Here is a 13,795-nt window from a genome sequence, read left to right as displayed (position 1 = left end):
CGCGCTGCGCCGTCAGACTCAACGTCAAAGGAGCTTCAGCGTGGCCATTGCAACCCCTGACAAGTACAACCAGATGATCGACTCGGCGAAGTCAGGTGGTTATGCCTACCCAGCGGTCAATGTCACCAGCTCCCAGACGCTGAATGCGGCGTTGAAGGGTTTTTCCGACGCTGAGTCCGATGGCATCATCCAGGTGTCCACGGGAGGCGCAGCGTACTGGTCCGGCCCGTTCGTGAAGGACATGGTGGCCGGCTCGCTGGGCTTCGCCACTTTCGCCAAGCAGGTCGCGAAGAACTACGGGGTGAACATTGCCCTGCACACCGACCACTGCCCCAAGGACAAGCTTGATGATTTCGTGCTCCCGCTGATGGAAGCCTCAGAGGCTGAGGTGAAGGCCGGACGTGACCCCGTCTTCAACTCCCACATGTGGGACGGATCGGCGGAAACGCTGCAAGAAAACCTCCGAATTGCTGCTGAGCTGCTTCCGCGCAGCGCTGCGGCAAAACAGATCCTCGAAGTGGAGATCGGCACCGTCGGTGGTGAAGAGGATGGCGTGGAGAACGAGATCAATGAGAAGCTCTACACCACTGTTGAGGACGCCGTGGCAACGATTGAAGCTCTCGGCCTCGGTGAGCAGGGGCGCTACATCACGGCGCTGACCTTCGGCAACGTGCACGGGGTGTACAAGCCCGGCAATGTGAAGCTGCGCCCGGAAATCCTCAAGGACATCCAGGAACAGACCTCCGCGAAGTACGGCAAGGAGAACCCCTTTGATCTGGTCTTCCACGGTGGCAGCGGCTCCACCGAGCAGGAGATTTCCGATGCGGTCAGCTACGGGGTGATCAAGATGAACATCGACACCGATACGCAGTACGCGTTCACCAGGCCGGTGGTCGATCACATGCTGAAGAACTACGACGGGGTGCTGAAGGTCGACGGTGACGTCGGCAATAAGAAGACCTACGATCCGCGGGTCTGGGGCAAGGCCGCTGAGGAGAACATGGCCCAGCGAGTGGTCGAAGCGGCCCAGCGGCTCGGTTCGGCCGGCAAATCCATCAAGTAACCCCACTGCCGGAAGGCGACACGTCTGCGGTGAGACCGCCCAAGCTCCTCCTGCTGGACTTCGACGGCACCCTGTGCCTCGGTGACGATCCGGTACTGGCCTACGCTGACGAAGTCGACGGCATGCTGGCTCAGAAGCCTCGCAGCTACCCTGCAGGCCGCAGCGTCCGGGAAGCCGTCACCGCCGCCCTGGAGCAGAACAGTCTGCTGGTTGAGGATATTCAGTACGAGGCCGCAGGCACCCCGCTGGCGGTCAGCACCGACCCGTCTGCGAGCGTCGGCAAGGCCCACCCGGTCAGCTGGCCGCTGCAGGACGGTTACCAGCTGGTGCAGCTGCTGGCGGCCCAGGCTGGGCTCACCAATGAGGAGACCGGCCTAGCGTTCCGTCAGGCCCGGCAGCAGCTGCTCTCCCGGGGCTTGCACCACACAGACGTGCATGCACCCGCCGAGGCCGCGGACCTCATCAGCGAGGTCCGCGCCTCAGGGGTGAGCGCAGTCCTGGCCACCAACGCACCTGCGGAGGGGTTCGGTGTATGGCTGCAGGCACTGGGCCTGCACACCAGCTTCGATGCCGTCATCAACTCCGCGCAGAAACCCTTTGGCATGCCGCAGACACTGGAGCAGGCGCGTGTCACCGGTGCGCAACCGGTGCCGCAGACCCAGGTGCTCTCCGTGGGCGATATCTGGGCCAACGACTTAGCTCACGTAGATGCCCTCGGGGGAACCACCGTCCTGATCGATCGCTTCGCCACCGGCCTCGGGGACCCCGACCATCGGGTGGAGAGTTTCGCGCGTTCAGCACCCATCATCCGCAGCTGGTCGGACTGAGAATTGGCAGCTCCCGGAAGTTAACGCTGCATGAAACCTTCCAGTGAGGCACGCTTTCAGGTTGTGGCCAGGTTCGCCCGCCACTTAGAGTGAGGTGAGGCTCACAGGCCCGGTGCCTGGAGACTGTTTCGGGCGGGCCACAAGCCGCTTCGCTCGGGTAACCGCACCTGCACTTTGACTTGACTCGAAGGACACCCCCACATGCGCATGAACACCAAGTCGGCCTTCGCCCTGGCCAGTGTCTTGACCCTCTCCCTCGCGGCCTGCGCCGGCGATCAGGGTGACCTCACCGGCGATGACGCCGATGACGACGACGCCGCTGACGTGGACGACACGGACAACGGTGATCAGGGAACTGAGGAGGGTGAGGACGCCGGCGAAGCCGCCGGTGAGATCGAATCCGTCGACTCCATCACCATCGGCCTGGTGCCAGCCACCGACTCCGCCACGGAGGCGGAGGAGCAGAACGCTGAGGCGCTGGCCGAACAGCTCTCCGAGCAGCTCGACGGCTTCCCCGTAGACATCTTCTTCGCCGACAGCTACCTGGGGGTCATCCAAGGAATGCAGTCAGGAGACGTCCAGCTGCTGATGTCGGGGCCGATAGGCATGATCCAGGCCGAGGATGAGGCAGGCGGGACCCCCATTCTGCAGTCGCTGCGCTTCGGCTCCGACACCTACGTCACCCAGTGGTTCACCAACGACCCCGACACCTACTGCCTCGACGACGAGCCGGTCGCCGACGAGGACGGGTTCCTCTTCTGCAACGGGATCCTCGACGAAGAGACCGGGGAAATGGCCGAATACGGCCCCATGGGTGAGGAGGCCCTGGAGCTGATTGAGGACGGCACACCGGTGGCGTTCGTGGAAGAGGGTTCCGCTTCCGGCTTCTACTTCCCGCAGACTCAGCTCAATGAGCTCGGGGTCGAGGTTGACGCCCAGTTCGCCGGCGGACACGACCAGGCGGTGGAAGCGGTCTACAACGGCGACTTCACCATCGGAACATCTTTTGACGACGCCCGCGGGAACATTGTTGATGACAACCCGGACGTGGGTGAGGAGCTGGTGGTCTTCGCCTGGGCGGGGCCGATCCCCAATGACGGGATCGTCGCCTCCGATGAGTTCACCGACGAAGAGCTGGATCTGCTGGTCGAGGCATGGCTGAGCTTCGCCGAGTCCGGTGACCTCGAGGAAGGAGACCCGCTCTACGATGTCTACGAGATCAACGGTCTGGTCCCCGCCGACGAGGAAGCCCTCGATGTCGCTCGTCAGGTCTACAACGACTTCGGCGATCAGTGACTCGGCCGCTGAGCTGATCTGAGCTGGGCCCATGATTAAGTTTGAGGATGTCGAGGTTGTCTACCCCAACGGTTTCCGGGGCCTGAGCGGCATCAATCTGGAAATTCATCAGGGTGAGTTTGTGGCCATTATCGGACTCTCCGGTGCTGGCAAATCCACACTCATCAGGGCAGTCAACGGTCTGGTTCCCTACACCCACGGCACGCTGAGCGTCGGTGAGACGGTGGTGGACCCCAAGAACAAGTCGAAGCTGCGGAAGCTGCGCTCGAAAGTGGGGATGATCTTCCAGCAGTTCAACAACGTGGGCCGCATCACCGTTCTCAACAATGTGCTCATCGGCCGCTCGGCCTTCACCCCGACGTGGCGCTCGCTGATCGGTTGGTACGGTCACCAGGACAAGGAAGTGGCCTTCCAGTCTTTGGAGCGTGTGGGGATTGTGGAGAAGGCCTATAACCGGGCAGCAGCGCTCTCCGGAGGGCAGCAGCAGCGGGTGGCAATCGCACGGGTCCTGGCGCAGGACCCGGAGGTGATTCTCGCCGATGAACCGGTGGCCTCGCTGGATCCCCCCACGGCGCGTAAAGTCCTGGGGGATCTGCGCACCATCCAGCGTGACCTCGGCATCACCTGCGTGGTGAATATGCACCATCTGGACCTCGCGCGTGACTACGCGGACCGGATCATCGGCATGCGCGACGGAAAGGTCGTCTTCGACGGTCCCACCGCCGAGGCCACTGATAGTGTCATCGCCGAGGTCTACCAGCGTGAGGTCTCCGCCGGAGACCAATTGGCACCGGAGGCCGAGGTCTCCAGCAAGGAGCCTGGGTGAGCGCGGCATTGTCGGAGCGTCCAGTCACTGAGCCTCGGCCGGAGCCTGGCACCGACCGGCCCTCTCCACCCAAGCCCGCACTGGCGCCCTACCTGGGCTTGGTGCTTCTCGCTGCGGCCGCCGCCAGCTTCTTCATCTGGAACTGGGAAGGCCAGGCGGTGCTCTTCCTCCCGCTGGGGGACACAGTGCTCTGGGCGCCTCGAGACCCGCTGCTGGGGCTCGGGGCGATGATGCTCATCCTGGTGCTTTGCTGGCGGCTGCGGGTCAGCCCGATGGGAGCATTCGGCGGGCTTGCTATCGTGGTGATCACCTATTGGGCTGGGTCCAATATTCACTTCATCGACCGCATTGCGGAGGTGCCCCGGCGGCTGACCGGCGGCAACACCCGCGATCAGCTGGTGGGCTACTTCAATCCCGATTGGTCATACCTGCTGTTTCAGAATGTGGCAGGCACCTCCCGTCCGATTTGGGGGGAGTGGCTGATCACGCTGTGCATGGCGGTGGTGGCTACCATCATCGGTTGTTTCATCGGGTTACTGCTGGCCATGCTCGCCTCGCCCGTCTCCAGTCTGAACACCGGCACCAGCCAAACCGTCAAAGCCATCAACTCAGTCGTCCGGTCCATCCCGGACGTCGGGTGGGCGCTGCTGTTCGCCGCGTTCCTGGGCGGGACGGCCTACGGTCTTGGTGCCCTGGCGGCGGTACTGGCGCTGATCATGTTCAACATCGGCATCGTGGCCAAGCTGCTTGGCGAATCGATCGACGCCATTCACCCAGGCCCCCTGGAGGCTGCCGACGCGGCCGGAGCCACTCTGGTTCAACGTGACCGCGTCGCTGTCCTTCCAGCGGTCATGCCCAGCTTCATCTCCTACAGCCTGTATGTCTTCGAGCTCAACATCCGGGCGTCGGCAGCGCTGGGCGTGGTCGGTGTGGCCGGCATCGGCGGCGAGCTCAGTCGACAGATCGGCAGGATGTCCCAGGGGTATGAGAATGTCGGCGCCATCCTCTGGGCACTGGTGCTGGTAGTGCTGATGGTGGACTTGCTCTCGCTGTGGATCCGCAGGAGGTTGCTGTGAGCCACGGACACAAGGTCGCCTCGGCGCTGGTCGGTGCCGTGCTGCTGGCGGCTGGCGCCTTCCTTCTCACCTATTCCCCTGCAGCGAATGCATCGGATGTTTTCTCTCGGATGATGTGGGGCACCGCCCTCGCAGCTGGCGCGGTGACCGTGGCTTTGGCAGTGTACGGGCTGGCCTACGCCGGTACTGGCAGACAGCGCGCAGCGGAGCGGCGCCGCCTCGCCGCCAGCCACGGGCGCCAGGGATACGCTCCGGACCGCTTGGACCTGCGGCCCATCCGGCCCGCGAAGTTCTGGTGGAACATGGCGCTGATCATGCTGGGGGTCCTGTTCGTCTCTTCAGCAGCTGGAACGGGCATGACGCTGAGCGCGCTGCTGGAGATGCCTGCCCGAGTCTGGGACTTCTCGGGTCAGATGATCGGGGGAGTGGCGCAGATCCCCGACGAAGACGTCCGGGGAGACTGGTCCTCCGCCTTCGACGCCATGCTCGAATCGGTGGCGATCGCCTGGATCGGCACACTCGTCGGGGCTCTCTTTTCGCTGCCCTGCGGTATCTTGGCCGCTCGGAACCTGACGCCACTGGGGACCTACATTCCGATGCGGTTTATCCTCTCGGTCATCCGCGCGGTGCCGGAGATTGTCTTCGCCGTGGCCATCTTCATTCCCCTGTTGGGCGTGGGGCCCGCTGAGCGTGGCGGAGCCATGGCCGGGGCCTTCGCACTGGGCATCAGCTCCATCGGCACCCTGTCCAAACTGATCTCAGAGTCTATCGAAGGAGTCGACCAGGGTCCGCTGGAGGCCTCCCGCGCGTCCGGAGCTACCCACATGCAGATGATCCGCTGGGCGGTGCTTCCACAGGTCTTGCCCGAGGTGCTCGCCATCTGGCTGTACCGGTTCGAAGTCAATATCCGGGCCTCCGCCATCTTGGGCGCCCTCGGCGCCGGGGGCATCGGCCGCCTGATCAGTCCGCCCAATGGCCTGTTCGGTCAGCGGCCCTACGACTGGGAAGCTATCGGCATCACCCTGTTTGTGATCATCGCCGTGACCATGGCGGTGGACCAGATCTCAGGGTTCGTCCGGCACCGGGTCATACACGGCAAGACAGTCAGGCGGCGGACGCGCAAGCAAGCTGAGGCCGCCCCGCCGCCGGAACCCCCGCGGGCAGTCGCCCTCTGACATCCCGCCAGGACACGGCGGTCCGCCCGGCTAGGATGAGCACCATGAGCATTCTCGGTAGAAACCTGATGGAACCGGAACCCACCCTGCTGCCGCTGGAGCCGGAAGTGATCGAATCCTTGGCTGCCGGCGAGGAGCCCGTTGACCTGGCCGCCAAACACCCCACCTCCTCCCTGGTATGGGCCCTGTTGGCCGAAGAGGCCCTGGATTCTGGGTACACCGTTGAGGGTTACGCTTACGCCCGGGTGGGGTACCACCGTGGGCTGGACGCACTGCGCGCCAACGGCTGGCGCGGGCAGGGGCCGGTTCCCTGGACGCACGAACCCAACCGAGGATTCCTCCGTTCCCTCGCTGCCCTGGGGCAGGCCGCTGCTGCTATTGCAGAGCACGGTGAGGTGGAACGTATCGGCACCCTGCTCAACGACTGCGACCCCACCGCTGCGGAGCAGATCCGCGCTCTGCGGAGCTGATGGCAAAACTCTATTTCCGCTACGGGGCGATGAACTCGGGGAAGTCCACCGGGCTGCTGCAGGCTGCGTTCAACTACGAAGAACGCAATCAGCGTGTCCTGCTGGCCAAGCCGGGTCTGGACACCAAAGGCGACGACCAGATCGTCTCCCGGCTGGGCGTGGCCCGCAGCGTGGACTTCCTCATCGCCCCCGATGCTGATCTCCGGGCGCTGTACCATCGCCATGCCACGGCCGACCCCACCGGCACCCTGCTTGAAGGACTGGGGGAGGCCACGCCGCACTCCGCAGCCGAGGTCAAGCCGGTGGCCTGCCTCTTAGTCGATGAGGCTCAATTCCTCACCCCGGTACAGGTGGACGACCTCCTGCGCATCGCCGTGCTCGACGCAGTGCCGGTGATGGCCTATGGCATCCGGACCGACTTCCGCACTCACGCCTTCCCCGGGTCAGCCCGTCTGATGGACCTGGCGCATACGTTGGAGGAGCTGAAGACCATCTGCAGCTGTGGCCGGAAAGCAGTGTTCAACACGCGCCGGCAGGGCGATGCGGTTCTCTTCGACGGTGAGCAGATTGCCATCGACGGCGCCGATGTGTGGTACGAGTCGCTGTGCGCCGGGTGCTACCTTCACCTCTCGGGAGGGACGCTGGGCTAACCCGGTCAGCGTCCCTGCGCGGCGTCGGCGCCCCGCTTCCGCCCCAGCAAAGCCCTGACCAGCTTGTAGCCAAGCCAGACCAGCACCACCTTGGGAAACGCCAACTTGGCCAAAACGCGAGCCTTGAACGCCGTGATGAGGAGCCTCTTGATCGCTGCAAACATGCCACGACCCTACGTAGGAGGCCTTGGCGCATGCTGGATGGAGCGTTGGTAGACTCAGTGAGGCTCAACACCCGCCTCGGAAGGACTCCCGCTCATGCCAGCCATTGTCATTGTCGGTGCCCAATGGGGCGACGAGGGGAAGGGCAAGGCCACTGATCTGCTCGGCTCCCGGGTCGACTATGTGGTCAAACCCAACGGAGGCAATAACGCCGGGCACACCGTGGTGGTCGGAGGCGAGAAGTTCGAGCTCAAGCTCCTTCCCGCCGGCATCCTCTCACCCAACGCCACCCCGGTGATCGGCAACGGGGTGGTCGTCAATCTCGAGGCGCTCTTCGAAGAGATCGACGGACTTGAAGCCCGCGGGGCTGACACCTCCAAACTGCGCATCAGCGCCAATGCTCATCTGGTGGCCCCGTACCACCAGACTATGGACAAAGTCACCGAGCGGTTCCTCGGCAAGCGTGCCATCGGCACCACCGGGCGCGGGATCGGCCCCACCTACATGGACAAAGTCGGCCGGCTGGGCATCCGTGTGCAGGACATTTTCGACGAATCCATCCTCCGGCAGAAGATCGAAGGCGCACTGCGGCAGAAGAACGAGCTGCTGGTGAAGCTCTACAACCGGCGCGACATCACCGTCGATGAGATCGCCGACTATTTTCTCGCTTTCGTGGACCGACTGCGACCCATGGTGGTCGACAGCACCATCCTGCTCAACGACGCCCTGGACCGCGAGGAGGTGGTGCTCATGGAAGGTGGTCAGGCCACCTACCTGGACGTGGACCACGGCACCTACCCGTTCGTGACGTCGTCGAACCCCACCGCCGGCGGGGCCAGTGTCGGCTCGGGCATCGGGCCCACCCGCATCACCCGCTCAGTGGGAATCATCAAGGCCTACACCACCCGTGTGGGTGCCGGGCCGTTCCCCACCGAGCTGTTCGACAGCTGGGGGGAGTTCCTGCAGAAGACCGGCGGTGAGTTCGGCGTCAACACGGGCCGCCCCCGCCGCTGTGGCTGGTACGACGCCGTGATGGCCCGCTACGCCGCCCGCATCAATGGGTTCACCGACTTCTTCCTCACCAAGCTCGACGTGCTGACCGGGATCGACCAGATCCCGGTGTGCGTGGCCTACGACGTCGACGGCGTCCGGCACGACCAGATGCCGATGACCCAGACCGAGTTCCACCACGCCACACCGATCTACGAGAACTTCCCCGGCTGGACTGAGGACATCACCGCCGCACGCACCCTGGAGGACCTCCCGGAGAATGCGCGGAACTATATCCTCGCCCTGGAACGGATCTCAGGTGCCCCGTTCTCCGCGATCGGAGTGGGGCCCGGCCGGGACCAGGTCATCCAGGTCCGCGACCTCATCAGCTGACGCTGACTGGCGCAGCGAGGATGTCCGCACACATGACCGCAGCGACTCCGGCGCTCGTGGTCTTCGGCTCCGTCAACCAAGACGTCATGCTGCAGGTGAGCGAATTTCCCGAGCCTGGCCAGACGGTCACCGCACGGGCGGTCACTCGGGCCACTGGCGGCAAAGGCGCCAACCAGGCCGTAGCTGCCGCCCTGCAGGGGACGGCGACCCGGATGATCGGGGCAGTGGGAGACGACGCCGGCGGGACAGCCGCGCGTGCAGCTCTGCAGGCCGCCGGAGTGCAGACCGCTGAGCTGCGCCGCTGCGCAGGTGCGGCCACCGGGACTGCCTATATCAGCGTCCGCACCGACGGGGAGAACACTATTGTGGTGGAGCCCGGAGCTAACGCCCAGCTGAGTGCCGCTGACCCCAGCGAAGAATCCTTGGCAGGTGCACGATGGGCACTGCTGAGCTTGGAGGTGCCGGAAGCCGAGGCCTTCCGGTTCGCAGCTCGCGCGAAGGCCTACGGTGTCCAGGTGGCGCTGAACGCCTCCCCGGCGCTTGAGGGGTCGCTGCCGGAGGGGCTGATCGACGTCCTCATCGTCAACGAGGTCGAAATCCTCGACATCGCCGGTGCCGGCTGGAAACAGACTGCCGACCTCGCCGCAGCGGTGGGTGTGCAGGCGGTGGTCGTCACCCGTGGTGGGGAAGGGGTAGACCTGTTCCGCCGGGGCCAGCTGCCCCTGCATCAGCCCGCAGAGCCCGCCCAGGTGCAGGACACCACCGGGTGTGGTGGATGCGTTCGCCGGGGTCATGCTGGCGGCGCTGACCCGCGGATGCAGCGAGGAGGAGGCGCTGGTCCGGGCGAGTACCTTCGCCGCCCGCGCAGCGGAGCACCCCGGCGCGATGTCCGCATACTTCAAGGTCTCGCCCCTTGGGGACCAGTGAGCCTCAGCGGTCCACTATCTGGCGCTTGGCGCTGATCACTCCAGTGTCGAATCCGCCCAAATGGAGATTACCGTGGAACCGGCCGTGCTCAATTTTGATGCACCGGTTCTGTACTGCGTTGAGCCCCAGGTCAGTGGCGATCTGCATCGCTTCGTCATTCTCAATGCCCAGCTGCACCCATAGCGTCTTGGCACCGGAATCAGCAGCCTCCTGGGCCAGGTGTGGCAGATCCTCGGGCTTGCGGAAGGCCACCACCACATCGGGGGCCTCCGGCAGCTCAGCCAGCGAACCATAGCCCGGCTGTCCGAACACCGTCTTGCCCACCAGCCGCGGATTGACGAAGTACAGCTGATAGCTGGAGTCGGAAGCCAGGTAGGTCGCCACAAAATAGCTGGCACGCGAGGGTTTGTCGCTCATGCCGATGATCGCCACCGACTTGGCGCTGCGCAGCAGCTGCAGCCGGCGGGCCGGACCCGGCTCCTCCCAGAGCCCGTGCGGGTGATCTGCCGAGGTGCTCTCAGGGGCGGTTGGCGTCGTCGTCATCTCTTCACTCTCCCTTGGTGGCGGTCTCCAGGGCCTGATCCAGGTCCCAGATGATGTCTTCAACGTCCTCAAGCCCCACAGAAATCCTGATCAGGTCCGCAGGGATCCCGCCGGCCTGCAGCTGTGCCTCGCTGAGCTGCTGGTGGGTGGTGGAGGCGGGGTGGAGAATCAGGGTCCGGGCATCACCGACATTGGCCAGGTGGCTGGCCAGCTGCAGCGCCTCGATGAATCGGGCACCGGTCTCCCGGCCCCCGGCAATGCCGAAGCTGAACACTGAGCTGACACCGTGGGGGAGCAGCTCTTTGGCCCGCTGGTGGTGACGGTGGCTGGGCAGCCCGGAGAATTTCACATAGTCCACCCGGGGATCGGCCTCCAGCCACTCTGCGACCTGCTGGGCGTTCCTGGTGTGCTCTTCCATGCGCTGCGGCAGGGTCTCCACGCCCTGGATCAGCTGGAACGCCGCCTGTGGGGTCAGGCTTGGCCCGAAGTCACGCAGCTGCTCGGCTCGCAGCTTGGTGAGGAATCCGTACTCGGCGAAGTTCCCCCACCAGGAGAGCCCTCCATAGGAGTCCACGGTCTCCGTCATCTGCGGGAACTTGCCGTTGTCCCAGGGGAACCGGCCAGATTCCACCACGACGCCGCCGAGTGTGGTGCCGTGCCCGCCCAAGAACTTGGTGACCGAGTGGGTGACGATGTCAGCCCCATGCTCCAGGGGGCGGAAGAGATAGGGGGTGGTCAGCGTGGAGTCAACCACCAGCGGGATGCCGTGATCGTGGGCCACCTGCGCCAGCCCGGGGAGGTCGACCACGTCCGAGGAGGGGTTGGAGACCACCTCGGTGAAGATCAGCTTGGTGTTCTCCTGCAGCGCGTCGCGAAAGTCCTCGGCCTCATCGGAGTTCACGAAGGTGGTCTCGATGCCGAACCTGCGCAGGGAGACATCCAGCTGGGTGATGGTGCCGCCGTAGAGCTTGGAGCTGGCCACAATGTGGTCGCCCTGCTGGCAGAGCGCGGCGAAGACCAGGAACTCTGCACTCATTCCGGAGGCCGTGGCCACCGCTCCGATCCCGCCTTCCAGGGACGCCAGGCGCTCCTCCAGTGCGGCGACGGTGGGGTTGCCGATCCTGGAGTAGATGTTTCCGAACTTCTGCAGCGCAAAGAGGTTCGCGGCGTCGTCGGTGTCTTTGAACACGAAGGAGGTGGACTGGTGGATCGGCACTGCACGGGTGCCATAGGTGGCGTCGGGGACGGCCCCGGCGTGCAGTGCACGGGTGCGGAAACCGAACTGATGGTCGCGAGTCATGCTGATGTGTTCTCCTTCACGGGTGCTGTACTGCGAGTCTCGCAGATCTGTTGGATCCGCGGCACACAGGGCTCGTTCTGCAGACTTGTGGTGTCACCGAGGGGTTCGCCGTCGTGCAGCTGGGACAGCAGCCGGCGCATGATCTTTCCGGAGCGAGTCTTCGGGACCTCGGGGACCGGGATCACCGACCGGGGCTTCGCCACCGGGCCGATGACCTCTGTGACCTGCTGGCGCAGCGCGCTGCTCAGTTCTGCCTCCGCCGCAGGGTCACCACTGAGGCGCTGGTGGGCGGCGGAGGTGAGCACGACGAAGGCCACCGCGGCGTGTCCTGAGGTGGCATCGTGCACCGGCGCCACACCAGCCTCCACCACATCAGGGTGGCTGACCAGTGCGGACTCAATCTCGATGGTGGAGAGCAGGTGCCCGGAGACGTTGATCGCGTCATCGGTGCGGCCCAGGATCCAGATGTCGCCGTCGGCGTCGCGCTGTCCAGCGTCACCGGCGAGGAACCACCCCTGGTCTGCGTACTTCTGCCAGTAACTGGTGTAGTACCGCTGCGGGTTCCCCCAGACGGTGCGCGCCATGGACGGGCCAGTGCGGGTGACCACCACATTGCCCTGCACGCCCGCAGCTGTGGCGCCGCCGTGCTCATCGACGACCTCGACCTCCCATCCGGGCATTTCCTGCGCCACGCTGCCGGGCTTCTGCCGGGTGGATTCCGGCCGGGGGCTCAGCACTGCGGAGCCGGACTCGGACTGCCACCAGGTGTCCACCAGCGGCAGGGCCGGGCTGCCCTCCGGGGTGCGGGTGTCGCGGCCGATCTGGGCGCGCAGCCAGTTCGCGGCCTCGGGGTTGACCGCTTCTCCCACAGTGCCGGCGATGCGGATGGAGCTGAGATCGTAGTGGGCGGGCACCCCTTCGGGGAACCAGCCCATCAGGGAGCGCACCAGGGTGGGTGCGGTGTAATAGCTGGTGACACGGTGCTTTTCAATGATGTCGAAGTGCCGGCCCGCGTGCGGCACGTTGGGCACGCCTTCGTAGATCACCTGCGTGGCGCCGGCGGCCAGCGGCCCGTAAATCTCATAGGTGTGCGCGGTGACCCAGGCGAGGTCAGCGGTGCACCAGTGAACGTCGTCGTCGCGAGCACTGGGGTCGGGGTGGGCGAACAGGCGCAGGAAACTGTACAGCGCCCCGGTGAGGTACCCCCCCGTGGTGTGCACCAGGCCCTTGGGCTTACCCGTGGTGCCTGAGGTGTACATGATGAAAAGCGGAGCCTCGGCGTCGAAGAACTGCGGCTGATGCGCCGTCGGTGCGGTCTCGACTGTCTGATGCCACCAGAGGTCGCGGCCCAGGCCGTCACCGTTGAGATCGGCGCTGGTCCACTCCACCGGCGAGCCCGTCCGGCGGATGACCAGGACATGTTCCACGGTGCCTCCGGCGTCCACGGTGAGGCCCCGCACAGCGGCATCGGCGTTGGCCTTCACCGGCACCGCTGCGCCCCGGCGGTACTGCCCGTCAGTAGTCACCAACAGCTTGGCGCCGGTGTCCTCGACGCGGAATCTCAGCGCCTCGGCGGAGAAGCCCCCGAACACCAGCTGATGGACTGCGCCGATTCGTGCGCATGCCAAAGTGATGACGATCGTCTCCACCAACACTGGCAGATAGATCACCACTCGATCGCCGGCTCCGATGCCGATCCGTTCCAAAGCGTTCGCCGCCTGGCTGACCCGGCGGTGCAGGTCCGCATAGGTCACCGACTCCGCGTCTCCGGGCTCACCCTCGAAGTGCAGGGCGACCCGCTCCCCGCGGCCAGCGGCGAGGTGCCGGTCCAGGCAATTGACCGCAGCGTTGAGGCGCCCGCCGAGGAACCATCCGAGCTCAGGTCCGCGGCGGGCGTGCGTGTCCGGCGGTGTCCAGGAGTGCGTGGTGTGCCAGGGGGTGTGCCACTCCAGCAGCCCGGCAGCGCGGTCCCAGAAGGCCAGCCGCTGAGACTCTGGTCCCCCGCGATGGGGCTCTTTCCACTGGCGGAGGTCGGCTGAAGCCGGGTGGACCGGACTGCCCAGGGCAGACTGGTGCTCAGCGGGGTGGGTCATCGAG

At 65.3% G+C, this 13,795-nt stretch carries 14 protein-coding genes; 10 read left to right on the top strand and 4 right to left on the bottom strand.

Annotation, left to right across the window (positions count from 1 at the left end; all coding sequences use genetic code 11):
* The first annotated feature begins 40 nt into the window (after nt 1-40).
* The 8 genes from fbaA to FEF27_RS09160 all read left to right on the top strand — a co-directional run bounded on the left by fbaA (nt 41) and on the right by FEF27_RS09160 (nt 7,383).
* Nucleotides 41-1,063: a class II fructose-bisphosphate aldolase gene (gene fbaA, locus FEF27_RS09195; protein WP_138170567.1), complete on the top strand. Its 1,023-nt coding sequence runs from the start codon at nt 41-43 to the stop codon at nt 1,061-1,063.
* A 29-nt stretch (nt 1,064-1,092) separates the two neighbouring features.
* Complete coding sequence (locus tag FEF27_RS09190; RefSeq protein ID WP_138170566.1) at nt 1,093-1,890, top strand: HAD family hydrolase; 798 nt, start codon at nt 1,093-1,095, stop codon at nt 1,888-1,890.
* Nucleotides 1,891-2,091: 201 nt separating this feature from the next.
* Entirely contained in the window at nt 2,092-3,186 is a 1,095-nt protein-coding gene (locus FEF27_RS09185) for a phosphate/phosphite/phosphonate ABC transporter substrate-binding protein (protein WP_138170565.1), read from the top strand.
* A 31-nt stretch (nt 3,187-3,217) separates the two neighbouring features.
* Nucleotides 3,218-4,012: a phosphonate ABC transporter ATP-binding protein gene (gene phnC / locus FEF27_RS09180; protein ID WP_138170564.1), complete on the top strand. Its 795-nt coding sequence runs from the start codon at nt 3,218-3,220 to the stop codon at nt 4,010-4,012.
* Nucleotides 4,009-5,088 (top strand): PhnE/PtxC family ABC transporter permease, encoded by a 1,080-nt coding sequence (locus tag FEF27_RS09175; protein ID WP_138170563.1) that lies wholly within the window; start codon nt 4,009-4,011, stop codon nt 5,086-5,088. The genes phnC and FEF27_RS09175 overlap by 4 nt, the downstream gene beginning before the upstream one ends.
* Nucleotides 5,085-6,263 (top strand): phosphonate ABC transporter, permease protein PhnE, encoded by a 1,179-nt coding sequence (phnE, locus tag FEF27_RS09170; RefSeq protein WP_243729178.1) that lies wholly within the window; start codon nt 5,085-5,087, stop codon nt 6,261-6,263. Before FEF27_RS09175 ends, phnE begins: the two co-directional genes overlap by 4 nt.
* Nucleotides 6,264-6,307: 44 nt before the next feature.
* Nucleotides 6,308-6,733 carry a DUF3151 domain-containing protein gene (locus FEF27_RS09165; protein WP_138170562.1) on the top strand — a complete coding sequence of 142 codons (426 nt, stop codon included), beginning with the start codon at nt 6,308-6,310 and terminating at the stop codon, nt 6,731-6,733.
* Nucleotides 6,733-7,383, top strand: a complete 651-nt coding sequence (locus FEF27_RS09160) for a thymidine kinase (protein ID WP_138170561.1) — start codon at nt 6,733-6,735, stop codon at nt 7,381-7,383. Before FEF27_RS09165 ends, FEF27_RS09160 begins: the two co-directional genes overlap by 1 nt.
* 5 nt (nt 7,384-7,388) lie before the next feature.
* Here FEF27_RS09160 and FEF27_RS13345 read toward each other — a convergent pair whose 3' ends face one another.
* Nucleotides 7,389-7,547, bottom strand: a complete 159-nt coding sequence (locus tag FEF27_RS13345; RefSeq protein ID WP_166429984.1) for a hypothetical protein — start codon at nt 7,545-7,547, stop codon at nt 7,389-7,391.
* A 94-nt stretch (nt 7,548-7,641) separates the two neighbouring features.
* Here FEF27_RS13345 and FEF27_RS09155 point away from each other — a divergent pair, with 94 nt between their 5' ends.
* Complete coding sequence (locus tag FEF27_RS09155; protein ID WP_138170560.1) at nt 7,642-8,928, top strand: adenylosuccinate synthase; 1,287 nt, start codon at nt 7,642-7,644, stop codon at nt 8,926-8,928.
* Between the two features lie 32 nt (nt 8,929-8,960).
* Entirely contained in the window at nt 8,961-9,890 is a 930-nt protein-coding gene (locus FEF27_RS09150) for a PfkB family carbohydrate kinase (protein ID WP_166429983.1), read from the top strand.
* Here the strand turns inward: FEF27_RS09150 and FEF27_RS09145 are convergent.
* Genes FEF27_RS09145 through FEF27_RS09135 form a run of 3 tightly spaced genes read right to left on the bottom strand, consistent with a single transcriptional unit; the run spans nt 9,859 to nt 13,791 of the window.
* Nucleotides 9,859-10,398 carry a CoA-binding protein gene (locus tag FEF27_RS09145; RefSeq protein WP_138170558.1) on the bottom strand — a complete coding sequence of 180 codons (540 nt, stop codon included), beginning with the start codon at nt 10,396-10,398 and terminating at the stop codon, nt 9,859-9,861. The genes FEF27_RS09150 and FEF27_RS09145 overlap by 32 nt on opposite strands.
* 4 nt (nt 10,399-10,402) lie before the next feature.
* Nucleotides 10,403-11,698, bottom strand: coding sequence for an O-acetylhomoserine aminocarboxypropyltransferase/cysteine synthase family protein (locus FEF27_RS09140; RefSeq protein ID WP_138170557.1), 1,296 nt, complete (start codon nt 11,696-11,698; stop codon nt 10,403-10,405).
* Nucleotides 11,695-13,791, bottom strand: coding sequence for an acetate--CoA ligase (locus tag FEF27_RS09135; RefSeq protein WP_138170556.1), 2,097 nt, complete (start codon nt 13,789-13,791; stop codon nt 11,695-11,697). The genes FEF27_RS09140 and FEF27_RS09135 overlap by 4 nt, the downstream gene beginning before the upstream one ends.
* Between the last annotated feature and the right edge of the window lie 4 nt (nt 13,792-13,795).

The organism is Nesterenkonia sphaerica (genome assembly GCF_005771565.1).
Classification (GTDB): Bacteria; Actinomycetota; Actinomycetes; order Actinomycetales; family Micrococcaceae; genus Nesterenkonia; species Nesterenkonia sphaerica.
The sequence above is the reverse complement of the archived record's forward strand: the minus strand, read 5'-3'. Positions and strand labels throughout refer to the sequence as shown.